Consider the following 24252-nt stretch of genomic DNA (forward strand, 5'->3'; position numbering starts at 1 on the left):
GAATTGACTGTGCCAAATACCTTCTTTCTACAAGAGAAAGTAGTTATTCGTATTGGTCACTCAGTTCATTGAAATCAATTTTGATTCCGAAGAATCTGTTTTATCTAACGATAAAACGTTTTGATATTCATCAACGAGTGCCCACACAGATTGATAGGTTTAAATTGTTAAAGAGCGCTAGCGTTTTGTGATTCACATCTCAGTCGCTAGGGGTGCGTACTATACCTGCACCACTTTGAGAGTCAAGGGTTATTTTCAAACTCTTTTTCTCTACCGATTTCGCTGTGTGACTTTCGTCTCACTCCGTGTCGGTGAGGCGGCATTATAGAGAGATTGAGATGGAGCACAAGGGCTTTTTGAAATAAAAGTTTTGTTCGCCTAAAAAGCCACCAGATCCGCATTTTTCGAATAAAAACTAAACATTTGAGACGTATCACAGCAATACATTGGAAAAATGGAAGCCATGAACGTAAGATTCATGTGTCTATTTTGTTAATGGTAGATGCGTCTATTTCGTTTATTAATATGTAGTATTCCGATATGAACTCAAAAAAATCGATGTTGTTAATTGTCGCACTGGCTGTATTAGGCGGCATTGTTTTCTCTCAGGTAGATATATCGCCTGCAATTACCTTTATCCTTGGTGTCTTGGCTTCCGCTTTTGTTGTTAACTTTTCAAGCACCTACTCAAAATCAGATTCAGAACCTAAGGCTTCAACCAAAACACTTTATGTGGGTAACCTTCCATACAAAGCGAACGAATCACATGTACGTGAATTATTCTCAGAGCATGGTGAAGTATTTGCAGTACGTTTAATGAAAGACAAACGTACTGGTAAAAGAAGAGGCTTTGGATTTGTTGTTATGGCAAGTAATGATGTGAATCATGCAATCTCTGCACTTAACGATAAAGATTACATGCAACGCACTTTAAAAGTACGTGTTGCAAATGATCCTAAACATCCTGAAGCGGACGAATCTGAACTGAGCTAAACCCTAACTGCTTTAACATACTATTTAGTGCACTTTCTTTTTTAGGAAGTGCACTACAAAAAACTTCACGTACTCCCCCTTCTTTATTAACGCTTTCCAAACCCAACAAATCTTGAACCCGCTTAGCTATCGCTTTACCAGAATCTATCAGCACTACACTTTCACCTAGTACTTGTTGAATCTCTGATTTGATCAATGGGAAATGAGTACATCCTAATACAGCCACATCAATTGTGTTGATCATCGGCTGAAGGATTTGCTGTAACTCTTCAAGGCTAATCTCCTCGCCTCTGAGTTTATCTTCGGCCATATCCACCAGCCGAGTAGAACCCAACAGCTCTACTCTTTTATTACTCGAGAAGTTTTTGATGAGCTCGTGTGTGTATTCACGAGTAATCGTCGCGGGAGTCGCAATAAGGCCAACCGCTTTATTAGCCAGTAACGAAGCAGGTTTGATTGCCGGGACTACGCCGACAATAGGGATAAGGTTATTAGCGCGAAGTGTCGGCAGGACTATCGTACTGGCCGTATTACAAGCTATCACCACGATATCAATAGCGTGACTCGCCACAAAACTGGCGACGATACTTTGGACTCGCTGAATGAGGACTTGCTGATCGAGCTCACCATAAGGGTAAGCCTCGTTATCGAATACATAGATATAGTTGTGATTGGGTAGTAACTGGCTTATCTCTTTATATACAGACAGACCGCCAATTCCAGAATCAAAGACCAATATGTTTTTTTGTATGCTTTCCGACACAACCATTACCTGTAATAAGTTCCGCAGCAATGATACCCCTTCACCTAGTTTTCGCCAATCATCACTCTACATAATGCAAGCTCGGTAGCGTTGATGCCCAAAGCGCTCACCCTGCTCTACATTTTCTAGCTCTATCTTAAGCTTACCTTTAAAGCATGGCGCTGACGTGACTAAGGTATGGAACTCACCATCTTCTCCACATGGGTCGACGTGACTTGGCAAACTGTCTATTAGTTCAGGCGTGTATTCTTTCCCGCAATAGCTCATGTCTAATGCATCGCTATCAACTGTGACGAGAAAGGTTTCGATTCCTCTATTTATGATTTCTTGAGCCAGAGTTTGGCTACTCTCTCCCATTAGTGGAAACACACACTACCAGCCAGCCGGTTCTATATAGCTTTTTCTATAGTCGGCAATGCCATTGCAAAACATATCGCCAAATGCGACCGCATCAATTGATAAGCAAGACCCTTCCAATGCTGAGACAATCGTACTTTGGTAAATCTCATTGCTCGGGAACACTTCAGGAAGCTCTATGGTGATGAGTGGCAAACCGATTAATTGTGCCTGCATGGCAACGACATCAATAGGAGTTACCTGGAAAGGGACTTCATCTCCAACATAGGTAGTATAAAGAGCAACAACTTCATACTCAGCACTCTCAAGCAAACGCTCTAGGGTTAGGGTAGAGTCTTTTACCTGATGACCAACTTATGACGACTTTCTTTTTCATTGATATACCCAATAAGAAAAAACCGCCCGAAGGCGGTTTAGGTGATAATTAGAATTGGTAAGTAGCATTCACGTAATATGTACGCTCTGGTGATGGGTATCCACCAGCAGTCTCGTACTCTTCGTCAGTTAAGTTATCCACTCGACCATTTAAAGTAAGGTTTTCATTCGCATAGTAGTTCACTGAAACATCAAACAAGCTATACGCTGCGAGATCTTCAGAGAAGTCCGGTCTCTCACCTACATATTGGAAACCTAATGAAACATCAACATCATCGAAACTAGCCACTGCATTATACTTGTAAATCTTCTTAGCTCGGCGTATCAGTTGCTCACCAGATTGATCTTCTGGGTCTTGGAAATTAGCGCTCACTTGGTGGTTAATAAAGCTAGTATCAAATCCAACGACCATTTCCACACCACGTAATTGGCTTTCGCCATCGGTATTGTAGTACTTACTTGTCGCGTAGTTGTAATCAATTAAGTCTTCGACGTTCGTGTCATAGCCAGTAATCGACCAATCAACATCCTTGATTAAGCCACCAAAAGTCAGTTCAAATGAATCTGCCTTTTCAGCTTCTAACTGTGCATTACCGTAGTAGCTATATAGTTGATACAAGTTAGGTGCTTTGAAGGATGTGCCATAAGCTGCTTTTACAACAAGCCACTCAGCATAACGATAGCCTAACCCTGTGTTGTAAGTAGTTTCTGTACCAAACTGCTCATTGTCATCAACACGAAGACTCAGTTCTCCGAACACTTTATCCGCATCTGCGTTTAATGCAGCGAAGTACGCAACATTCGTTCTGTCGTATTCAGTATTCGAAGGCTTAACAATATAAGCCTCATCACGCCAATCTACACCACCACTAAGAGTCAGTGACGACGTTAGTTTGTATGAATTCACCCATTGAACATTTAGCTGTTCAAGCTCATCAGATGTTGCTGACGCTGAGTTCTTGCCTAAAGACTGTTCGTAGTTCCAGTTATCTTGATTCTGATAGTTAACTAAGAAATCAGACTTAAGTTCACTGCCACTATATTTAACACCAGTAGCAAAGGTCGAATTTTGAACTTCAGCTTCTTTGTAAGAATGGTCTGTACCAAATGAACCATCGTACTGAGAAATGGTTTCAAACATACGGAAATTCGCGAAGCCACTCCATTGCTGATCAAAATTATGAACATAACCAATTAGAGCATTGCGTGATTCAAAACCATGGCGATCACCATCATTAACACCTGGTAATGGATGAACGTTGTATCCCTCATCGGAATCGTAACCAACAGATACGTTCAAGTGACCATTTTCACCGACCTTAGTACCACTAACAAAGCTCAGCTCTTGGTAATCTAAGCTTCCTAAACCTGCACTAACTGCCGTTTTTTCATTGTCAGAGTTTGCAACAGTAATAATGTTGATAACACCGCCGATAGCTTCTGAGCCATACATAGCGGCACGAGCTCCTCGAACGTATTCCACTCGGTCAACGAATGTAATTGGTAACTGGCTAAAATCGACACCACCCTTTGCAGCTCGCGCAAAACGAATACCATCAATGAGAACAAGCACTTGATCAGAGTTAGCACCACGAACAAAGATCGAAGCTTGCTGTCCTCGGCCTCCATTTTGTGAAACCTGAATACCCGTCAATCGTCTAAACACATCTGTTAGAGACTTAGCTTGAATTCGATCGATATCTTGGCGTGTTACTACTTCAACTTGAGCGACAACACTTTCCGTGCTTTGCTCAAAACGGTTAGCCGTAACCACCATGGTTTCGTCGGCAGATGCTTGTTGGGCGTGTAAATTGGAGATAGGTGAAAGCAGCGATGCTACAGCAACCGCTAAAAGGGATTTGTTCATGTTGTGATCCTAAATCGCGTAAATTCCTACCAAACCACATGTCATGGTTTAGCCGCTGGCAGGTATTCGGACTCAAGAGCACAACCTTATGGTTACCTGATATTCGACTTCCCACAAAAAGCTATTTGCAGTGTCTGATGAATACTCGTTCTCTTTTACCGCTGCGCGTCAGTTCTGGATTCACACCAGATTCCCTCTTCAGCCATCTATACATCTAAATGGCACCAGCTTGCCGGAGATAGTATTGACCTCTGAATCATTTGTCTAGTCTAAGATAGTTATAAGCTATAGTTTTCATGGTCGATTTACATTGAATGGCGCTCAACACTGGACAAGCGCCTGTGATTGAATAAAATCTGCGCTCTTGATTTAAAAGCACGACAGCAAAAGGCATAACCATGGCGAATTTAGATGTAAACCCGCAACGCTACCAAGAACAACTGGCAGAAAAGACAGAGCGTCTTACAGAAATGTTCTCAGAATATGATGTGCCTGAACTGGAAGTGTATGAATCTCCAGAACAACACTACCGCATGCGTGCTGAGTTCCGCGTGTGGCATGAAGGTGACGATATGTATTACGTCATGTTCAATCAAGAGACTAAAGAAAAATACCGCGTAGACCAGTTCCCTGCAGCTAGCCGTCTTATCAATGACCTAATGCCTCTATTAACAGATGCAATGAAGGACAACCACTCTCTGCGCCACAAGCTATTCCAAGTAGACTTCCTTTCTACGTTAAGCAGCGAAATTTTGGTGTCATTGCTTTACCACCGTCAATTAGGTGAACAGTGGATTCAAGATGCTAAAGCACTTAAGCAGCAATTAAACGATGAAGGTTTTAACCTAAACCTGATTGGCCGTGCGCGTAAGATGAAAATCGTACTGGATCGCGACTACGTCATTGAAAAGCTAGATGTGAATGGTGATAGCTATACATACCAGCAAGTAGAGAACAGCTTTACTCAACCAAACGCCAAAGTAGCAGAGAAAATGTTGGAATGGGCTGTCGACTGTACTCAAGACAGCAAAGGCGACTTGCTTGAGCTTTACTGTGGTAACGGTAACTTCTCATTAGCGCTAGCACAAAACTTCGAGCGTGTACTGGCAACTGAACTGGCGAAACCGTCAGTAGAATCTGCGCAATACAACATCGCTGCGAACAACATTGAAAATGTTCAGATCATCCGTATGTCTGCAGAAGATTTTACTGTAGCAATGGAAGGCAAGCGTGAGTTCCGTCGTCTACAGCAAGCGAACATCGATCTTAAGAGCTACAACTGCAACACTATCTTTGTTGATCCACCGCGTTCAGGTATGGATGTTGATACTTGTAAGATGGTTCAAGGCTACGAGCGTATCATGTACATCTCTTGTAACCCTGAAACATTGAAAGAGAACCTAGACATCCTAAGCGAAACGCACGACATCACTCGTTTTGCTCTGTTTGACCAGTTCCCTTACACGCACCACATGGAAGCTGGTGTGTTCTTAGAGCTTAAAGCATAAGGGTTTAACTACCTTGAAATAATATAGTAAAACTAAAAAGGTACGGCTCAGGGTACGGGGCATTAAATTATTCAATAATTTCAATTCCTCTATCCCTGAGTAAAAACTAGGTTAAACACCTTACGCCAGTGATAACAATTTATATTCTCATCCATAAATTCTACTAAGATAACTCTTCGACCAATTAAACGGCATAGTTACCCGTTTAAAGCTTTATCCATCCAAAACAATTTCACACCTATATCACTCTAGGGAATATCCAATCTAATTTATTCAAAGGAGAATAAAATGGAATCTCTAGTAAATGACATCATCCCTGTGTTTGTAGAAGTGACGGCTTCTGAATCACGTTCGTTTCAAAAAGAGCACCAATACCCTTTTGCTGAGTTTGAAGCTCTGGCCTTGTCTGTTGCATTGACCAATCCAGTAGGTGGTTACGATAAGACTTATGTACGTGTCCATTTCTCTAATCAAGATATCTATGAGTGTCGTCTTGATTTAGGTTGTGGTGGTAATGACCAAGGCTTTGCTGAGCATTGCCTATCTATACTTGAATATGACGAAAGAGAGCAATACAAAGCTCAACTGGAAAAACGACCACCAGCTAATCACTACCAGAAAATCGTTGAACAGTTAAAGCAGTACCACTTTGATCAACAACTAATATTGATTGCACGGCATAAAGCAAAAGAAGCCACAGCAAACGCTGAGGCTGAAGAACAAAAGCAAGAGGAGCTTAAACGAATAGAGCAGCAAAAAGCCTTCGAGCTTCACCGTCAAAAAGAGCAGGAATTTCAAGACAACCTAGTTGTTCCTGATTGGGCGAAAGCAGTGATTGTTGCAACCCTTACTGAATACGATTCTGACAACAGTGACTCTTACGCTGGTTATCACCAGACCAAAACCGTGAGAACCATTATCCTAGCTTGGTCAATACATACTCGTAACCTGTTCCCTGAACTAAGAAAGGCTTGTTTGAACCATTCAGATACTCAATTTCTACATGATAAAAATCAAAGCTTAGAACACAGACAAGCCCATTGGTCGGGAGATGGCTACTTTCTATCTGATCGTGATTACATTCGCTACGGTTGGCAAGTGAGGAAAGTACTGTTAGGAAGTAAGGGAAAAGCTCGTCATGTTCCATTCGGTGAGTGGGCTATGCTTTAGTTGATTTCATCGAAGTCTCGAATACAACATTCTATGTCTTGTTACAATAAATAAATGAGACTGAGCATCATTCAATAAAAAGAGCCATTTACGGACAGAGCCAACTCCAAAGTCTTTATTGTGGTTGCTTTATCTGTAACCTTGTTGGGAGTTGATATTACAAACTCCCTATATTATTGAACAAATAAAAGCGTTGAATACTTTCTGTGAAGTTTAAGCCGCTTTTAAATATCAACCTTACCTTTCTCTTGCTTATTATTGCTTAATTGCGATTAAATGCATAACAAAAGAATGTTATATAGGTTGGCATATGGAATTTACTATCTCTAACGAAGAGGAAGCGTTTGATTACCTGCGTAAAGTGGTAGATAAAGAAGTGAATGTAGAAGACTGTAATGTCACCTTTGATGGCTGGCCATCTCTTAACATTCATGTAGTTGGTGAAAAATTTGACTCCTCGCTTACCCCTTCATTAATGAAAGGTTTCCTGGAGCTTCAAAAAGGCATTAACCGTTCATATTGTTTAGTAAAATATGGGACACCAAACACAAATGTCCTTACTAACCAAGAACGTCAAGAGCTCGAAATTCAAGTAAAAGTAGGTAAAGGCAGCACCACTACGAGTATTGACCTACAATCTCTGTTAACCAATATAGGTTCAAAGGTAATTGATAAAATGGATCCTACAACACTTGCTATTACGCTAGTAAGTCTTGGGCTTATCTGGGCAGGCAAGGCTAGTTATGCCCAATACCTTGAGAGTCGTCGCCAGATTAGAGAAACAGAAGTTAAGAGCGAAGAAACACGTGAAATGCTCACTAACCAACGTTTTATGTCAGAACAAGAAACTGAAAGAACTCGCTTATTAACACAGACATTAGCTGACAATGTGCAGATCGCAGCACTGAATAACGTCGCTACAGACTCTAAGTCAGCCCTAATTAAAGAACTTGGAACGTCCAGTAAAAGTACGATTCAGGGCATTGATCTAGAAGGTGAAACGGCTGCTGAACTTAGTAAAAACGCCCGTCGTAAGTCTATTGATGTAGCTTTTAATGCATTGTTTCGTATATTGCTTGTTGACTCATCAGATCCTGATAGCTTTAAAGTTAGATTAAAGAACATTGAGACTAAAGATGAGTTTACAGCTAAAGTTCAAGACTATTCTCTGGACTCAAAGTTTATCAAAGCATTGCAATATGGAGAGTGGAGTAAAACACCGATACAGTTAGTTGTCTCGGCAAAGTCAATGGATGACGATATCAAAAATGCCATCGTACTTCAGGCTACGGTGCCTGAAAGCTCTGAAGCAAAATAAGAATAGAGAGAGATCCGTCCATTTTCTTTTTTGCTAAGAGCAAATATTATATCTGGTCGTACTGTCTACACTCGCTATGTTCAAGCGGTGATCTACTAGCTAAAGCGAATGTGACTACCACTGTACAGTTTATTCAAAGTGTTCAAATAACTCTTCAGCAATAGCTTTAACTTTCGCACTTTTGCCTTTTGGGATAGCGGGGCTTTCTATTGATGAGTCATGAAAAGATACTACGTTATTTTCATTTTCATCATAAGCTCCAATTGAAAATGCTCTTTGCTGGGCTGCTATTCTTTCTTTAGCAGCCTCTATAGAAGAGCCCCGACTATTACCGTTAACAACACCTATAGCTGCATCTAATGCCATTTCTTGGCGTAAAGCTTCTTCATTCGCTTGTTGATTTACTTCTACATCGTAGTTTGAACCATTACTCATAAGTCCCTCTCATATGCGTTGACGTTTACAATGCGCAACCATCCTTTGCACTGCAATTAATCAATCTATAATGCGACCTTTTTTATTTGTCTTCAACTATACATCATTCGTTTAATCACACTTTAAGAAGGAGCATAGCCAGCCTTACGAGAAATAAGTCACCAACAGGCATTGCACTGACGTAAAGGTGTTGAAGTTTATTTTCCCATGAGTGAGAACGATGAGTAGCCTTTACTGTGAAGTGACTTTATGGACTTTGAAAGATCTGATTAAAGTAACCTTAGTAATCGGCATAAAAAATGGCGCTATTCGCTGCGCCATTTTATTTGCCACTATTTGTAAGGTTTAACTATAGCTGACCGCCTATACCTTTAAACTTCTCGACAAAAGCAGCAACCTTTTCAAACACAGTTTGCTTCTTAGTGAGGTACTGAGGGTGCAATGGACTCATCTTTGGTAAAGCATCATTGAGCTCAGTGCCGTTTTCACTCGCGTATTCACGTTTCAGAGAGGTAAGGATATAGCGTTTTGCTGCTTCAAGGTTAAGTCCTTCACCTTCAATAAGAGTATTTGCTTCTTTTTTTTGCTCTTTTTGGGCAAAGCCATAGAACGCATCAAGAATGCTTGGTTTATCCAAAATATCATCAAGGTTAGTTTGATTAATGAAATCGACCAGTAAGCTTTCTTTTGCACGGTTGCCAAGGCTGGTTCGAATTAATCGACGAACCTCTTCAACCAGTGCTGCCTTATCTTTAGTTTTCTTGTTGTGGTCAAAAATCAACTCAAGAATGTAATCAAGGTTAATTTCTTGAGACTTTAACAAATCGACTTCAAAGGTGATGTCACCCCAATCTAACGTGGACTTATCTTGATCATTTGCAACTTTTTCTTTTCTAATCCAGTCCCGAATATCGTTATAAGTAGAGCGATAGTCTTGAGACGCTCTTTCTGTCGGTACGCTAACCGCTTGCATTTTCCCTAAGTCTTCATCATTGAGATGATGAGCAGTCTTAAATTCTTCAATAGCGGCATCATCGGTGACATCGATTTCTTGTAGATCTTTCAGGCTGGCAAATTCATCATAGTTTTGCAGGACATTCTCAAGACGTAAAAACTCTCCAAATAGCTTCGTAAAGGCTCTTTTCTCTTTTTCTTTAACAATGTCTTCGGGGTTAGGGAACCGCTCTTGTAGCTCCGCTACAACCTCTAAGTAGCCACGTTTAGCTTTGCCTGTCAGAACATCAGTAAAGCCTTCCATATACTCTTGGTAGCTTTTCTCTAACACCACATTCTTTGTGTTCTTGTCTCCAAAAACTTTAATGGCATCAATAGTCGCCTCTTCAAGGTTTCTAAAGGTAACAATGTTGCCAAACGTTTTAGTAGCGTCATAGATACGGTTAGTACGAGAGAATGCTTGAATTAGACCGTGATAACGTAAGTTCTTATCGACAAATAAAGTATTAAGTCGCGGAGCATCAAAACCCGTCAAAAACATCCCAACAACGATCAGTAAATCAACCTCTTGGTTTTGCACTCGTAATGCTAGATCACGATAGTAGTTTTGGAACTGTTTACTATCCACACTGTAGTTTGTTTTGAATTGAGCGTTATAGTCATTAATGACGGTTGTTAAAAACTCTTTGGCACTACTATCCATCGCAGAAGGCTCAAAGGACTCATCAAGAATTTCACCAATAGAACTCTGCTCTTCGTTAGCGGCAAACGAGAAAATAGTCGCGACCTTTAATGGTCGGTGATTCTCTTTTTGCAATTGTTTGAACGATTCATAGTAAGCTTTCGCTGCATCAACGCTGCTCACTGCAAACATCGCATTGAAGCCCTTACCATTGGCAAGCAGTCGGTGTGTCTTCTGTTTGAAGTTTTTTAGAATGTAGTTCGTTATTTCTTTAATACGCTCAGGGTGTAGTAGCGCTTTTTTATTTTCGGCTGCTGTAAGCTTTTTCTCGTCTTGCTCGTTCTCGATAGCGTTGAACTTAGGACGAACATCGTTGTAATCAACTTTAAACTTCAGCACCTTCTCGTCACGAATCGCATCCGTAATCAAGTACGTGTGCAGTTCTCTTCCAAACACACTTGCAGTAGTTTCTGAGCCTAATGCGTTGTCTGGAAAGATTGGAGTACCTGTAAAGCCAAATTGGTAGAACTTCTTAAATTTCTTCTTCAGGTTCTTCTGCGCTTCACCAAATTGAGAGCGGTGCGCTTCATCAAAAATGAAAACAACATGCTTGCTATAAATGGACAAGTCACGCTCATTTTTCATTAAGTTATTGAGTTTCTGAATCGTGGTAACAATGATTTTGTTGTCTTCTTTATCAATGTTACGCTTTAATCCTGCGGTGCTCTCTGAGCCATTTACGCTATCTGGAGAGAAGCGTTGATATTCTTTCATGGTTTGGTAGTCCAAATCCTTTCGGTCAACCACGAAGAATACTTTATCAACAAACTCTAACTCTTCAGCGAGACGAGCAGCTTTAAAGCTAGTTAGCGTTTTACCAGAACCCGTGGTATGCCAAATGTAGCCGCCACTTTCTGGTTTACTCCATTTCTTCTGCTCGAAAGCACCTGTGATTTTCCACAAGATGCGTTCAGTCGCTGCGATTTGGTATGGGCGCATGATTAACAAAGTATCGCTGGAATCAAAGACAGAGTAATTAAGCAGTACTCTTAACAAAGTATTTTTCTGAAAGAACGTTGCCGTTACATCTTTCAAGTCTTTAATCAACTCGTTATCTGAATCTGCCCAGTTCATCGTAAAATCAAAACTGTTTTTATTACGTTTAGTCGTATTGGCAAAATAGCGAGTATCTGTACCATTGGAGATCACAAAGACTTGAAGATACTTATAGAGCGAGTTCTCTGAGTTAAAGCTTTCTTTGCTGTAACGGTGGACTTGGTTAAAAGCCTCACGGATGGCGACACCACGTTTTTTTAGCTCAACCTGAACAAGTGGTAGACCATTAACCAAGAGTGTCACATCATAGCGATTTGCTTGTGAGCCAGCTTGCTCAAATTGTTTGATGACTTGAAGTCTATTTCGAGTCACCTTCTTTTTGTCAAACAAGTAAATGTTTTGGATACGACCATTATCAAAAACGAAGTCATAGATGTGGTTATCGTGGATCTTTCGAGTTTTATCAACAATGTTATCACTAGGCTTATCAAGGTACTCTTCTGTAAATCGATGCCACTCACTGTCTAAGAACTTAACCTTGTTGAGCTCTTGAAGTTGCACTCGAACGTTATCAAGCATCGCCTTAGGATTGTTGATGTCTTTTCTAAACTCGTAGCCTTGGCTGACTAAGTCAGCAATAAACTCATTCTCCAGCTCAGCCTCGGTCTGATGACCGTCACTTGACTCTGCTCGTCTCGTGTACTGCTCTAGGATAATGTAGTTATTGGACTCTGCTATTGTGTTGTGTTCTTCCATTGCTTGGCCTTTGCTCATCATTAACGCTCAACGTGATATATCTTCTTCACTTCTTCGACTAGAAACTTAAATACAAGTTTGTGCTGCTCTTGAACTTCAGCAATCTCTTCACCGGAATGCTTCGCATGATTGTAAAAGTTAATCACACGTGCATAAGGGTTTTTCTTATTATCGTCTAGCTCAGATTCATCTTGGGGCAAAAGCTCTCCCCATTCTTTGTAACCTAAAAAGGTAGAAGTCTTCTCAAGAACATTGCGCAAAAAGTTGAAGTGATATTTGTGTATATGTCCTGTTTCAGCGGCTCTTTCTAACTCTTGCTTTAGAAGCAAGTGATAAGAAAATGGTGAGTCATTTTCTTGAGTCTCTAAATCGTATGTCCCATCGTCATACTTTCTCAATACGTATTTAGGAGCTCGACTAAATTCGTTCCATAACACGTTGTAAAAAAGAGGGTTATGCGTTGTGATGATGAACCTAAGGTTTTGGTCTTCACTACTTTTGATTAGTTTAGCAAGATCGACGGCAAGCTCAATCAAGTGGTTTTCATCTAAAGAACTAACTGGATCATCAATAAAGATATACTCCAGCTCATCAAACTTGTTCGTACTTCGATTCTCTGGGTCTAGCTCATTGCGCTCACTGATAACCTGTTTAAATAAGGTGTAAAAGAGGCTCCAAATGAAATTACTCTCTTCTCCTTTGGATATCTTCAAATTATCAATACTTGTCCCATCTTCAAGTGCTAGAGAAAAGTTTACTTCATCGAAGTCTTCATTAAATTTAGGTGTGATTTTAGAGTTCGAGTAGTGCTTAAAGTTATCAATCACATCACTCTCTTTCCCTTCTTCCTCTAGCACCCATTGGGTAAAAGAGTTCGGATGGATTTTTAGCTTTAGCTCAGCATTGTCTGCCAAGTCATTGTCCCAGTAGAACAAATCTTCAGTGAAAGCGTTGTAATACAGGAACTTCTTTTGAGCTAAATCAGATTCGCCGACGTCACTATCATGATCACCTTGAGGGGCTAGCAAATGTTTAAATTCTCTTGATAAACGAGTCTTCCCTGTACCATTAAAGGCATAGATAAGTTGAAGCTTTTTATTCTTACCTTTGAGCTCTTGAGCTATATCAGTTAACGATTTACTCATTTTACACCTCTGCTTCTCTAGGTTTTGGGAAGCTTAACAATAAGTCACGATAGTACTCATATTGCTTTTGGCGTAGCTCAATCTCTTTTGGTAAGCCCTCACTTGTTGAGTGAATTAAAGTATTGAACTTATCTAGAATCGACACTATACGTTTTTGCTCTTCTAGCGATGGAACTGGGATACGATAATCCATTATTTTAGCTTTATTACCTCGAGGCATTTTTGCCCCTTTAGCATGTTGCATATTGTATTCAAAGAAACCATCATCTGCCAAAAGTTGATATAGATATCTATTATTTATCCTTGCATCAGTAGACGATATTACAAGCACATCTCCGTTAGTCCCGCCTAGAGAGTCTGCATACCATATTTTTTTTAGATAAGGTCTTATATTACCTATTAAAATGTCACAACTATTGTATTGGGTTAAGTTACCTGATGTAGGAACTCTATTAGCTTTAGCCTTTCCCGCGCAGTTTTGAAGCAGGTTTTCTACACTTACATAATTTTCAGTATCTAGCAGATCAAAACTAATTCTTTTCTTTGAGTATTCTGAAACTTCACTCAATGATTTCCACTCTATTTCACTATCATTAAAGTTCAACAGCTTAGCGCGATAGTAACTATACTGCTTCTTACGCATAGCAAGCTCACTAGATAGAGCGGAAGTTAGATCTCTAAATGTATCTAAGATACGAACTACCTCCACTTGAATATGTATTGGTGGAAGTGGAACTTGGATCTTAGCCATGTCACTAGCTGAAACATCGATTACTTTTGCGCCCTTTGCATATTTTCGTTTTTCACTCGAAAATGCATTAGTTTGAGTGTAATAAGCAAAATACTTACCTAGAATCATTTCGTTAGGTTTAAATATCGTCGCGTGTCCACCAGTTACTGCTTGTTCATTACCAAGGTACACCACTGACTTACCAACATCCTCAAGGTTTTCACTGGTGTTTGTGATAATCACGTCACCCTTATTTACCTTTTTTAATTTGTCTGCGGTCTTTTCTGAAACAAAAGATATTGTAGATGAAGTACACAGTCCATAATGAGTATAAATTTGTCCGTAATGTATCGCAGGAACACCTGATTCTGTGAAATCAGTTTTTGGTAAACCATTGCCTCGTACTAACTCACCAACTTCACTTAACACTTTCCATTCAACTTCAATACCATCAAGTAACTTTTCCATAAAACTAAAGTGTCTCATGCATTACTCTCCGAGCTCTCAATTTTAGCAACAATCGTATCAATCTCAGTACGGAGTTTATTTAGGCTCTCTACTGTTGTTTTTAATTCTTCATTGAGCTCCGTGATATCAACCACTTCACGAGTGTCTTTAGGCTCAACATAAGCACTTACCGATAGGTTGTATTCATTATCTTCAATGTCACTAAGGTCGATAGATTCAGCAACGTGTTCAATATTCTGTTTGCTATCGAACGTTTCCATGATTTTATCGATATGCTCACTCGTGAGAACATTGTTGTTGCCTACTTTGTTAAAGAATCCTTCACCGCTGGCATCAATAAATTGAACGGTATTTTCTTTTTTGCTTTTTGATAACACTAAGATATTCACAGCAATGGATGTGCCATAGAACAGATTAGGGGCAAGTGATATGACTGTTTCAACGTAGTTGTTATCCACAAGATACTTGCGAATTTTCTTTTCAGCACCACTACGATAGAAAATACCCGGAAAGCAAACAATCGCCGCTCGACCTTTAGGTGACAAGTAATTTAAAGCGTGTAGTACAAAAGCAAAATCAGCTTTGGATTTTGGCGCTAAAATTCCCGCAGGAGCAAAACGCTCATCGTTAATAAGTGTAGGGTCGTCGCTCCCTACCCACTTCACAGAGTACGGTGGGTTAGAAACAATCGCATCAAATGGCTTCTCATCTCCAAAATGTGGGTTGGTAAGTGTGTTACCTAAAGCAATATCAAACTTATCGTAGTTGATGTTGTGTAAGAACATATTCATACGAGCAAGGTTGTACGTAGTGTGGTTGATCTCCTGACCAAAAAAACCCTCTTCAATGATGTGATTATCAAAGTGCTTTTTAGCTTGTAATAGCAAAGATCCTGAACCAGCTGCTGGATCGTAGATCTTGTTTACTTTGTCTTGCTTATGCATTGCAAGCTTGGCGATTAAATTCGACACGGTCTGAGGGGTAAAAAACTCACCTCCAGACTTACCCGCATTAGCTGCGTATTTAGAGATTAGAAATTCGTAAGCATCACCAAACAAATCAATTTGGTTATCTTGGAAATCACCAAGTTTTAAATCCTCGACCCCTTTTAACACAGCAAATAAACGAGTGTTCTTTTCTATTACTGTGTTACCTAGGCGGTTACTTGTCGTATCAAAATCAGCAAACAAACCTTTAATGTCTTCTTCTGAAGCATACCCATTTGCAGAGCTTTCAATCGCTGAAAATACTGTTGCTAAGTCAGTATTGAGATTGTCATTTTTACTGGCTTTTTTTACTACATTGCAAAAGAGCTCGCTTGGGTAGATAAAGTAGCCTTTCGTTTTGATGGCATCATCTTTAATCAACTCAATTTGTGGAGCTTCATCATCAAAGCCTGCGTAGTTGATACTTGAGTCTCCACCTTCAATGTAGTTCGTGAAGTTTTCACTAATAAAGCGATAGAACAATGCACCTAGAACATACTGTTTGAAATCCCAACCATCGACGGAACCTCTTACCTCATTGGCAATTTTCCATATCTGATTGTGTAAGTCTTTACGTTGTTGGGAGCTTGTCATTGTGTTTAATCCTATTGCCAGCGCCAGCTTAGCCCCCCTGATGTAGTGAATATTGATTAAGGGGGAGTCAGGTTTATGTATACGCTAACGGGCTGATATTGAGTACGATAAATAATCCTGAAATTCTACCATGCATCCTAAAAAAATCAGAGTAGATAAGTCTCCACTCTACTGTCCATCACAATTTGATAGCTTCCTTTCCAAAGGGCATAAAGCCAGCAGCTTTCACTACTGGCTTATGTCATTACTACATTCGATTATCAATCCATTCATCCAGTTCGTGCTCTACCCATGCAGAGGCTCTCTCACCGAGTGATACGTTGTGTGGGAACTCCCCGTTAGCCATCATTTTATAGATGCTCGATTTACTCAACTGAACCCTTTCTATTACTTCTTTTAAACGAACTAATCTCATGAGAATTTCCTCGTGTTGTTATCTCTCATGAAATAAAGGCGCTATGTAAAAAATGACTTACTTGGGCTCTAGCTTGAGATTGCCTTGAGTGGTGGTTCCTATTTTGTGTTCTATCCCTTTTCCCATGACACATACCATACTTGGAAATGGCGCAGCATCTTGCTCCTTCCCATCCTGTAAGAACTTGAGTCGTCCCTTAATAAGACGCACCTCTCCATGACTTAAATGGTCATGGAAGGCTTTTGTGTCCGTTCTAGCAGGAACCAACATGACGACGATTGCCCCTTTGTTCGCTTCTTCTTGTGCTTTCTTGGCAAAGTCTTTGAGCTTGGAATAAGGTGGATTGCAGTAGACCGTTTGATTGCTCCAGTCTTGAGTGAGCGCATCATCATCCATCGTGAAGTAATGGTCACACAGTGCCGTTTCAGGCTCAGCCGTTGCATCAAGCGTAAAATGAAACTCTTCATTGAGCTTCTCAAATACAGCGGGCGGTGTTTGCCATTTGTCACGCTTGGGGTTCCCTGTTCGAGCGCTGGAGAAAAAGAGCTTATTGTCCATCGCAACTCTCCTTAGTATTAGCGTAATCGGCTTTCTTCTTGGCCTTTTTAGATTTACTGATAAACGAACCTAATGTGCTTTTCTCATCATGAGTCGTTGTGTTGACTCTGGCCTGTCTGCTCAATACATAGAAAAGCAACCCACGCTGGTAACGGTAATCATCATGCACTTTGTTCAACTCAACAAGTGGTTGATTCAGAAAGAGACAAACGGCATTGATATTACGTTTATCAACATTGGTTGTATTTCTCCACGAGTTTTTGATGTCTTTCGTCAGTCGCTTTCTAAGCTTGAATTCATTGACAAATGGAGGGTAGCTTGAAGCATCAAGGAAAAGAGTCATACGGTAGCTAATACAACCCGTTTGACTCACCTCCCTTTTCCATATCACGTTAAGGTTGTCATCCTTTCGGTAGTGGCGCAGACGGTAGAACCATTGGTTGATTAGCGTTTTCTCTTGCTGATTTTGTTTTTTGGGTATTCGTAACCGGAATCGAAAGACATAACAGTGACCAAAGCGCATCAAGGCGTTTTGATATGCACGAGATAAAATCTCAAGTGCAGCCAGAGAAAGATTACCATGGTCAATATCGACTTGATAACCACGATAAAACCCATCCTCTAATCGCTTCAAATCTGCCTCATTGTTCATCGTTTTATCTTCCATAGCGTTTCTCCTGTTTTGCCTTTTCCACTGCTTGTATTGCCAGTCTTTCGTCTCGCTCTTGTATCTTCTCTTGTATCCAGTTTTGGATGTCTTGAGAGCGCCAGCCAATGGCTCTCGCACTTAATGACACGGATTGAGGGAAAGCACCTTGTTCCATAAAGCTGTAAATCGATGCCCTTGAAAGTCCACAGGTATGAATCACTTCTTTTAATCTCATCAAGCGATTGGGATGTTCGGTGTTCGAATGGTTTGAATTCATGATGATTGCCTTTGTTGGTTTCACTCAAACAAAGACGTTGCTGCGTATTTTTTATCTCAACTGGTCTCAGGTGGTCTCATTCAAATTCGATTGAAAAGTTTTTCACATCCATATCATCCCCTTGAGTATTCCGTTTATTGATACAAGGAGAAGATATGGAAACGCTATATACCTTCAGCGCTCCCGTCACAGAGCACCAGATATTAGAGAAAGCCGTCGAGATACTAGAGAGCCGCTTAGTGAGTGGGGATGCTTTTACTCGTCCGAATGACACGAAAGCCTTTCTACGCTGCAAGCTAGGAGAATATGAGAGAGAAGTCTTTGGGGTGATGTTACTCAACAACCAACATCAGTTGATTGAGTTCAATGAGTTGTTCTTTGGCACGATTGACAGCGCTTCAGTGTATCCACGAGAAGTGGTGAAACTGGTGCTTGAGAGAAACGCCTCAGCGGTGATTTTTGCTCATAACCATCCATCGGGTGATTCCAACCCATCACAGGCTGATAGACGCATTACAGAGCGTTTAAAGGATGCTTTAGCTCTCGTTGATGTGCGAGTACTCGACCACATTGTGGTGGGCAGTGATTGTGTGTCTTTTGCTGAGAGAGGTTGGCTATGAATCGTGTTATCAAACGTAATTTCAAACTCGACCTATTCCACCAGCTGGTTGAGCTCTTAATTGAGCAATATGACATTCCCACAGAAACAAAACGCCTTGCGCTTAACCTTAAGGTCGCAAGCTTCTACAGCAACCGAAGCGGGATACAACCCATAGAAGTACAGCTTGAACGAGCTAACCCTAACGAACCTTGGGAGGTGCGATTCATCGCTTCGTTTGATTACCCAACACCAGAAACTGAGAGCATTGAAGTATCTCTATATTTTAACTTCAAACACCAATGGTTCTATCAACCAGATATCCAACGATGCGAGCTCAACAGGCCTGAGGTGCATTCGCTCTTCATTAGCTGGCTCAAGGCGTTCACTAAACACCTAAAGGCATCACAGTTCGATACACAGACACTCACTATCGTCAGTCGATTCAAGTAGTTGCTTTTTCCTTACTTCAACCATCCCAACCACATTCGATTCAAACCAATCTCAGATACATATCATCAAACCGAATAGATAACTATTGAAAGGGAAAGACCATGAAACCACAAACACTGACCATCACAGCGCCATACTCCCCCGTATCTCAAAAACTCAAAAGCTTGTTGAAAAGCAAGATAGATACTTTCTGGAAACAGAACCCAACCAAGAGGGAATGTGAAAGCCTCACCATTAACTTTCGAGATGCCACTTACAGTGCTGACGCTGGTGGCTATCACCCGGTAGAAATCATGTTGCTGAAAGAACAGGAGAGCCAGTGTCAAATCCAATACCTTACTGACTTTGCTTACATGGGTAACGTTTACCCAGAGCTAGAGCGTAATATGGATTTTGATATTGCTAACGGGCAAGCGTTCATTGCCCCTATGGGATGGCAAAGCTGCCACGATAAATCCATTGTGGAGTTCTACTCTCTCTGGGAAAGTAACTTTCTCGCTTACTTACAAATAGGAGCCTATGACGAGATTAAGATATCAATAAACTAAAGACGCCATCGGTCAGATAGTGACGCACCCATCGTTAGGATGATTGCCACTCTATCAAGTAACCACCAGCAGCGACCTAACCATGACAACAAGGGATAAAGCCAGTACCACAGAGCAATTATCATTGGTGTTTGAGTTGTATCGACGCATACCACAAGGTCGAAAGGTGACGGCTAAGCAGCTTCAGGCTGAGTTAGTGGATGCAGGGATGTATCGAGGCATCAGAAGCGTACAGCGTAATCTCGATGTTATTGTTGATTATTTTGATGTCGATAAAGACACTCGAAGTAAACCTTTTGGTTACAGTCGCGGAATGTATAGCCAACCAACCTTAGGCGCGAGAGAGCTTGTCCTGCTACAGCTCGCCAAAGCGACCCTTAGTCGGCAACTCCCACCACCCTTAAAGTACGCCATTGATTTTGCATTCAGTCTGTTGCGAGCTCAGCCACGCTCCTATGCAGGAATGAAACCACCACGAGGAGACACAAACAAAGCACATGCAGCGATTGATGAACTAAATGCACCAAAGGCGCTAGGAGAGTTCTTCGAGCCCATTTCAGTGGCACTGATTCATCAAAAACAAATCACGCTTACCCTTAAATCCGGTAAGCAGATAGAGCAAGTTTCACCTATCGGTCTCACGACCACCTCTAGTGAGCTTTATCTCATCTATCAAAACACACTCAACGATTACGACGACCTTCCTTTAACCTGTATTGCTAAGCTGAAAGTACTGACCTTCTATTTTGATTACCCGTCAGACTTTCAATTACAGCAGTATCAACTCAAATCAGAGCCTAAGCGCTCAATACGACAACTAGACAATGTCACTCAATTGATTGCATCGGACAGATAGTGACGCACGCAGTGATACCTTACCTCTGTTTCACAAATTCAATGGAATCCACAGGGAACTTACTCCCTTTCATGTTCCATTGTGCCATAGCGCAATCAAAGTAAAGCATGGGGCACTAATCTTACTTCAACTCCATTAGGGTAGTGTGCAAGGCAGAACTGTACTTTACGATTGATTGTGTCATTAAACGTCTCTAGCTAAGACGAACAATGTTAAGGGGGACGGCCGCCCCCTTAGTATGGTCATGTCGAAACCACCTTATCTGAAACGCATATTATACAAGAAAAACCCTTATTTTCGGGTACTTGCGCTTACCTCACCTGTCGTCACTTCGTTGAGTTTTACCTAACTAATACATACATCTCAATTGGAGAATTATCATGAAATCAATCATTACTAAAATCATCACACTAGCTACTTTAACCATCTCAATGAACGTGAGTGCTGCCAGCGCTATTGATGCGCTCAGTGTCGAATCGATTAAAGCCACTCTTACACCTGAGCAGATTCAACAATCCCTCAACCAGTGGAAAGAGAACCAACTAAAACAAGTTGAATCACGCGCTCAGAACATCTCTGATAGAGCGCCTATTGAGGCAAGGCGAGAATTGGTGGAATCTCAAATAGAGCAAGAATACAAACAGACAGCGAAAGCCTTAGGCTTGTAGCTTGTCGATTATTAGAAAGGGAGCGTAACGCTCCTTTTTTTTTGCTTTAATACGAAGCGAAAGGATTAACTCGCTTCTCAGGGGTGACGTAGTGTGGGCTATTTTTCATGTCAGCCTGCTCTCGCTTGAAGTTGCTTTCGCTGACTTTCTTTATCAACCATTCATCAATTCTATCTTCCTCCCAAGCGACAGCTCGATAGGCAATCTGAATGCTGGCTGGAAACTTACCCGCAGTAATTAAACGGTAGAGTGTCGCCTTACTCAACCCGGTTTTATGCAGCACTTCTTTTAGCTTAATTAGCCTCATCATGACCTCACTATTTTTATTGTTGTAAAACGATGACTCCCTTAGACGCCAAGATATCTAGCGCCACGGGGAATCACCTAGTCTCATACAATAAGGAATGTAGAAGTGCTTTATTCTGTCTCTTGGTCCGGATTCAGTTAGAGACTCTGATTATCTAAATCCATTTGTAGCACCTTTATTATCCCTGCCATTCTTTTATAAAAAGAGTTTCTTAATCTTTTGACGCAGCATTGTGACCATAACGCACTTGAAACCTATACTCTTTTGAAGGTTGAATACCTCGAACTGATGCAATCCTGCTGAGGTGTTGAAATAGCCAGTGCGCCCGCTCAGGAGTAGCACCATCAAAATGATAATCGTGAGAGCCTGAATACTTCCATCGTCCAAGTTTAGCAGAAATGCCTTCAAAGGAAGCCAACACGTCAATCATGGCATCTTTTAACGCTTGATTTAATACGGCGTAATCATGAACAGCGGTTCCATTTACTTCACGCGTGAAACGCCCTGTTTGATGCTTTACCAAAAAGACACCAACATGACTGCCTTTGTCATAGCGAGACATCATTACCATTGCCTTGCCTTCTCCTTGAGAAGTGCACATAGCTATATCATGTGCACTAACAAACAAGCGTTCCAAAGCCTCCTCCGCAGTTGCAGAAGGAACCGTCATCACAAACGGTAGAAATGAAAATTCTTCATTGCTGTCAATCCATTTGTCGCAAAAATCATGTATGAGTGACAGAGAGCGACTTAAATACGGTGCTAGCTGTGAATATAACGGTATGCCCTTATAGTCAAAATGAGCATTGTGGACAGGCTCTTGCGTGTTGAAGTATTCAGTTGAAAAAATCATGGTGTGTTTCCTCTTAAAATTGAAATGGATGCTTTGTCTCAATAGAAGAGGTGGTGGAGTATTTTTTGTCTGGAATGGATTTGTAATTAATTGATATTGATAAACATAAGAGTCTTTAGGACTCTTAATTGATTAGAGTAAATTTGATAGAGAAAAAGAAAAAGATTTATAATGATGTCGCATGGTCATGCTCCTCTATGCATTATAAATCCTACCCAGTCTTCTCTGCTCTCTTAATCTAACAGACACAACTGAATCTCTTCAGTCATGCCTGTTAGGTAGAACCCCTTGTCGAAACAGAAGCTCTCTATACAATAGGGATAAATATGTATTTTTTATTTTCAGAAGATGATGTGGCCTTTTGCATCAACATGGAAAGCAACTCAAATACTCATCGAACTAGCAAGTCGTATGTACCATATTGAATAGATACAAGGTTATTGTCTCATTGCCTGAACGATACACCTCCAACTGACTATCACTACGCAAACCAAGACCTTGGTCTTTCAATACCACTTCGAGAGCTTTACTGCTTTCTTTAATCATCAGCGACAAAAGGAAGTGGATAGCTTTTAGCTGGCTCAGATAACGTTGAGACTTAGGGTTTCTCCCGTAACCTTCATCCTCCAACAAATTAATAACTTGGGAAAGGAGGAAGCCTTCAAGCCCCAAATCCTTTTTTGACTCTATAAGCTCTTCAATTTCGTTTTTGTATTTTTGAGAGAACAGAGAACCTACCGTAAGTGACGCCTCAAGCTTCTGGTGCCAAATGGCATCATCAATGGGGTTAGAGCGTATGAGGTTGAATGCGGCTTTCAATGACAGTCTTTGGATGTGAAATTGAGTAACCTCATCAAAAAATAGTTCACCAACAAGTTTTAACGAAGTGAGCTCTTGGTCTGTTTTATCACTGAATGAAGAAGAGAGAGAAAAGTTTGGCTTTGGCTCTGAATCTACACCATCCGATTTAGCCTGAATCATCGTTTCACTTGAAGACTCCTCCTCATTAGGGCGAGTGCTTTGTATCAGTTTATTCAGTTGCCCAACTAGAGTTTGTTGATGAGTACCATATAGCTTTATTATCGTCTGAGTGATTTTCTCATGCTTTGCAGTAGCTAAAGCAGGGTGGCGTGCATTCAATAAATATTCACTTTTACATCTTCCGATTAAAACCTTTCCAGAAAAACCTGAGTCATATTCGACAATCCACTCCGCCCTCTTTAGCTGAGCAAGTTGAGAACGATGACTATCCTTAGTGAATCGCCCTAATAGCGCACGAAAGTCCTTAATGGATTTACCTCTAACAACACAATAATCATCAGACAACACAACGAGTGTTAGTAAAAACAATTTGATTGCTGCACGATTTGAAAACTGATTAAATGCTGCTGAATCAAGTAGGCCTCTGGCTCTTTGGCAAACGACCTCAGAGAGCTTTGGAAGGTCACTATTCCCACTATCTAAATGCTCGTAAAAACCGCCCAGAAAAAGACACTTGATGTCTCTTTTCTTCTTATTGCTTTCACCACTATTCGTCCAATCGCCATCTCTAGTTAGAAAGTTATTCCTTTCAAGGTATCGAATACCTTCGAGAATAGCACTCACCGAAACCTTTATGTCACCCGACAGCTCTCTCACTGATTTAGCTGTCACGTCACCATCGCTAACACTTGCTTTATGTAGCAACTTTATAATAGCAAACTTTGCTTCAGGACTAAGCCCAACAAAAGGGACTCTCGTCATTAATATAGCGTAACTCAAACCAAACCCACCTACAAAAACACCCTGTATTTAAACTCACATTACCATGTCAGATTGCACCTGTCATATTTAACTTGTCATGCAACTCAAGTCAGGTAAATTAGATAGATAAGTACGAAACTTCCGTTAACTATAAATTGAAATTTAGGTGA

23 protein-coding genes, 1 pseudogene and 1 riboswitch are annotated in these 24252 nt (G+C 40.8%); of the genes and pseudogenes, 9 read left to right on the forward strand and 15 right to left on the reverse strand.

From position 1 onward, the window contains the following. The first annotated feature begins 540 nt into the window (after positions 1-540). Complete coding sequence (locus AB4371_RS19090; protein WP_372150488.1) at positions 541-993, forward strand: RNA recognition motif domain-containing protein; 453 nt, start codon at positions 541-543, stop codon at positions 991-993. Here the strand turns inward: AB4371_RS19090 and murI are convergent. From murI to btuB, 3 genes and pseudogenes are all read right to left on the reverse strand, one after another. Continuing rightward, a complete protein-coding gene (gene murI, locus AB4371_RS19095; protein WP_372150510.1) occupies positions 956-1762 on the reverse strand; it encodes a glutamate racemase in 807 nt (268 codons plus the stop codon). The two genes, AB4371_RS19090 and murI, sit on opposite strands and share 38 nt — an antisense overlap. A 60-nt stretch (positions 1763-1822) precedes the next feature. Next, positions 1823-2489 (reverse strand): annotated as a pseudogene (locus AB4371_RS19100) (ATPase). 48 nt (positions 2490-2537) lie between these two features. After that, on the reverse strand, positions 2538-4355 hold the full coding sequence (gene btuB / locus AB4371_RS19105; RefSeq protein ID WP_017070283.1) for a TonB-dependent vitamin B12 receptor: 1818 nt from the start codon (positions 4353-4355) through the stop codon (positions 2538-2540). Between the two features lie 39 nt (positions 4356-4394). Next, a riboswitch (cobalamin riboswitch) is annotated at positions 4395-4599 on the reverse strand. A 154-nt stretch (positions 4600-4753) separates the two neighbouring features. Between btuB and trmA the strand changes: the two genes are divergently transcribed. The 3 genes from trmA to AB4371_RS19120 all read left to right on the forward strand — a co-directional run bounded on the left by trmA (position 4754) and on the right by AB4371_RS19120 (position 8351). Next, a complete protein-coding gene (gene trmA / locus AB4371_RS19110; protein ID WP_372150489.1) occupies positions 4754-5863 on the forward strand; it encodes a tRNA (uridine(54)-C5)-methyltransferase TrmA in 1110 nt (369 codons plus the stop codon). 288 nt (positions 5864-6151) lie between these two features. After that, complete coding sequence (locus tag AB4371_RS19115; protein WP_372150490.1) at positions 6152-7033, forward strand: LPD25 domain-containing protein; 882 nt, start codon at positions 6152-6154, stop codon at positions 7031-7033. A gap of 310 nt (positions 7034-7343) precedes the next feature. Then, positions 7344-8351, forward strand: coding sequence for a hypothetical protein (locus AB4371_RS19120; RefSeq protein ID WP_372150491.1), 1008 nt, complete (start codon positions 7344-7346; stop codon positions 8349-8351). A 129-nt stretch (positions 8352-8480) separates the two neighbouring features. Here AB4371_RS19120 and AB4371_RS19125 read toward each other — a convergent pair whose 3' ends face one another. The 9 genes from AB4371_RS19125 to AB4371_RS19165 form a co-directional block, all read right to left on the reverse strand. Further along, positions 8481-8786, reverse strand: coding sequence for a hypothetical protein (locus tag AB4371_RS19125; RefSeq protein WP_372150492.1), 306 nt, complete (start codon positions 8784-8786; stop codon positions 8481-8483). Positions 8787-9135: 349 nt separating this feature from the next. After that, on the reverse strand, positions 9136-12234 hold the full coding sequence (locus AB4371_RS19130; protein WP_372150493.1) for a type I restriction endonuclease subunit R: 3099 nt from the start codon (positions 12232-12234) through the stop codon (positions 9136-9138). Positions 12235-12254: 20 nt separating this feature from the next. Then, a complete protein-coding gene (locus AB4371_RS19135) occupies positions 12255-13379 on the reverse strand; it encodes an AAA family ATPase (protein WP_372150494.1) in 1125 nt (374 codons plus the stop codon). A gap of 1 nt (position 13380) precedes the next feature. Next, positions 13381-14577, reverse strand: a complete 1197-nt coding sequence (locus tag AB4371_RS19140) for a restriction endonuclease subunit S (protein WP_372150495.1) — start codon at positions 14575-14577, stop codon at positions 13381-13383. A gap of 14 nt (positions 14578-14591) precedes the next feature. Further along, positions 14592-16157 carry a type I restriction-modification system subunit M gene (locus AB4371_RS19145; protein ID WP_372150496.1) on the reverse strand — a complete coding sequence of 522 codons (1566 nt, stop codon included), beginning with the start codon at positions 16155-16157 and terminating at the stop codon, positions 14592-14594. A gap of 247 nt (positions 16158-16404) precedes the next feature. Next, entirely contained in the window at positions 16405-16572 is a 168-nt protein-coding gene (locus AB4371_RS19150) for an AlpA family transcriptional regulator (protein ID WP_048611353.1), read from the reverse strand. Positions 16573-16629: 57 nt separating this feature from the next. Then, positions 16630-17130, reverse strand: coding sequence for a phage N-6-adenine-methyltransferase (locus tag AB4371_RS19155; RefSeq protein ID WP_372150497.1), 501 nt, complete (start codon positions 17128-17130; stop codon positions 16630-16632). Further along, entirely contained in the window at positions 17120-17797 is a 678-nt protein-coding gene (locus AB4371_RS19160; RefSeq protein WP_372150498.1) for an inovirus-type Gp2 protein, read from the reverse strand. The genes AB4371_RS19155 and AB4371_RS19160 overlap by 11 nt, the downstream gene beginning before the upstream one ends. Next, the gene (locus tag AB4371_RS19165; RefSeq protein ID WP_372150499.1) at positions 17787-18056 is read right to left on the reverse strand and encodes a helix-turn-helix transcriptional regulator; all 270 of its coding nucleotides are present in this window, start codon (positions 18054-18056) and stop codon (positions 17787-17789) included. The genes AB4371_RS19160 and AB4371_RS19165 overlap by 11 nt, the downstream gene beginning before the upstream one ends. 155 nt (positions 18057-18211) lie before the next feature. Between AB4371_RS19165 and radC the strand changes: the two genes are divergently transcribed. From radC to AB4371_RS19190, 5 genes are all read left to right on the forward strand, one after another. Then, a complete protein-coding gene (gene radC / locus AB4371_RS19170; protein WP_372150500.1) occupies positions 18212-18676 on the forward strand; it encodes a RadC family protein in 465 nt (154 codons plus the stop codon). After that, positions 18673-19107: a DUF2787 family protein gene (locus AB4371_RS19175; RefSeq protein ID WP_372150501.1), complete on the forward strand. Its 435-nt coding sequence runs from the start codon at positions 18673-18675 to the stop codon at positions 19105-19107. Before radC ends, AB4371_RS19175 begins: the two co-directional genes overlap by 4 nt. 101 nt (positions 19108-19208) lie before the next feature. Beyond that, positions 19209-19655: a DUF2787 family protein gene (locus AB4371_RS19180; RefSeq protein ID WP_372150502.1), complete on the forward strand. Its 447-nt coding sequence runs from the start codon at positions 19209-19211 to the stop codon at positions 19653-19655. Between the two features lie 43 nt (positions 19656-19698). Beyond that, positions 19699-20511, forward strand: a complete 813-nt coding sequence (locus AB4371_RS19185; protein ID WP_372150503.1) for a hypothetical protein — start codon at positions 19699-19701, stop codon at positions 20509-20511. Between the two features lie 380 nt (positions 20512-20891). Beyond that, positions 20892-21179, forward strand: coding sequence for a hypothetical protein (locus AB4371_RS19190; RefSeq protein WP_372150504.1), 288 nt, complete (start codon positions 20892-20894; stop codon positions 21177-21179). A 46-nt stretch (positions 21180-21225) separates the two neighbouring features. On the opposite strand, the gene AB4371_RS19195 is transcribed toward AB4371_RS19190, so the two are convergent. From AB4371_RS19195 to AB4371_RS19205, 3 genes are all read right to left on the reverse strand, one after another. Continuing rightward, positions 21226-21489 (reverse strand): AlpA family transcriptional regulator, encoded by a 264-nt coding sequence (locus tag AB4371_RS19195; protein WP_265130881.1) that lies wholly within the window; start codon positions 21487-21489, stop codon positions 21226-21228. A gap of 208 nt (positions 21490-21697) precedes the next feature. Continuing rightward, the gene (locus tag AB4371_RS19200) at positions 21698-22339 is read right to left on the reverse strand and encodes a hypothetical protein (protein WP_372150505.1); all 642 of its coding nucleotides are present in this window, start codon (positions 22337-22339) and stop codon (positions 21698-21700) included. Positions 22340-22738: 399 nt separating this feature from the next. Next, on the reverse strand, positions 22739-24100 hold the full coding sequence (locus tag AB4371_RS19205; protein WP_372150506.1) for a hypothetical protein: 1362 nt from the start codon (positions 24098-24100) through the stop codon (positions 22739-22741). Positions 24101-24252: the final 152 nt, after the last annotated feature.

The sequence above is a fragment of the Vibrio sp. 10N.261.51.A3 genome, from assembly GCF_041471965.1.
Classification (GTDB): Bacteria; Pseudomonadota; Gammaproteobacteria; order Enterobacterales; family Vibrionaceae; genus Vibrio; species Vibrio crassostreae_C.